Here is a 1,021-nt window from a genome sequence, read left to right on the forward strand (position 1 = left end):
GGGCCTCGAGGGACATCTGGCCGGACACGTACATCGCGAAGGCGTCGGGGCCGTGCTGGTCGATGATCGACCGCAGCCACTGGGCGCTGCGGGCGATCGCGTCGTCCATGTCGAGCGGTTCGAGGGCCTCGCCGCGGTCGGCCCGAGCGTGTGCGGCCTCCAACCGGCCCGGCGCGGCCAGCATGTCCGACGTGGTCGCGCCCTTGGTGCACAACCGGCCGAAGTTGGCCGGGTGGCTGCTGTTCCCAACGGATTTCGCGACGTGACGACGGCCGCTCTGCGGATCCGTTGTGACCTGTAACACCATGCCGCAGCCGACGCCGCAGTAGGCGCACATGCTGTTCACGGCGTCGGTACGGGCGCCGCGAGGCTCGGTAGCCACGCCTACTTCCCTCCTCGAGCGCGCAAGGGCCTATCGCGCTAAATGGTGCGACAAGGATGTTTCGGCATCGGGCGCCCGATGTTTCCGCCGCTTTACGGCTTCCTCTCATCGGATCCGGAGCCGACTGTGAAGTGTCCGGAAAACCCGATGCCAATCGGGTAATCGCAGGTCAACGCCGATCCGCGACGCCGCCCAGATTACCCATGGGCCGCCCGAATTGCGCCTCGGAATAGGGGTTCCGACGAAACAGATGGGACATTCACAGTTTTCGTTAAGCTCACAATGTGCGTCGCCAGTTTGTGATTCTGCTGCTTTTGTTGGTTACGGCTTGCGGCGGAAAACCCTCGGCACCGCCGGCGCCGCACGCCGAGGTGTGCAAGGACTCCGACGGGCCGACGGCCGACACGGTGCGCCGGGCCATCGCGTCGGTTCCCGTCGAGGTACCGGGCTCGAACTGGGTCGAAATCGCAAGGGGGCACACCAACAAGTGCCGCCTGTACTGGGTTCAGATCATCCCCACCATCGCCAGCGAGTCGACACCGCAGCAGCTGTTGTTCTTCGACCACAACACCCCGCTGGCCGACCAGGAACACGAAGAAGCCGACGTAGATCGGGTTGCGGCTGACCGCGAATCTCCCA

2 protein-coding genes are annotated in these 1,021 nt (G+C 65.1%); one reads left to right on the forward strand and one right to left on the reverse strand.

Annotation, left to right across the window (positions count from 1 at the left end; genetic code table 11):
• Positions 1–337, reverse strand: a 337-nt coding sequence (locus A5673_RS25725; RefSeq protein ID WP_156748637.1) for a hypothetical protein, incomplete at its 3' end; no start/stop codon positions are given.
• A 344-nt stretch (positions 338–681) separates the two neighbouring features.
• Here A5673_RS25725 and A5673_RS25730 point away from each other — a divergent pair.
• Positions 682–1,021 (forward strand): LppP/LprE family lipoprotein (locus A5673_RS25730; protein WP_197518472.1); only part of this gene is annotated, 340 nt, incomplete at its 3' end.

This window comes from Mycobacterium sp. E3198 (genome assembly GCF_001667015.1).
Classification (GTDB): domain Bacteria; phylum Actinomycetota; class Actinomycetes; order Mycobacteriales; family Mycobacteriaceae; genus Mycobacterium.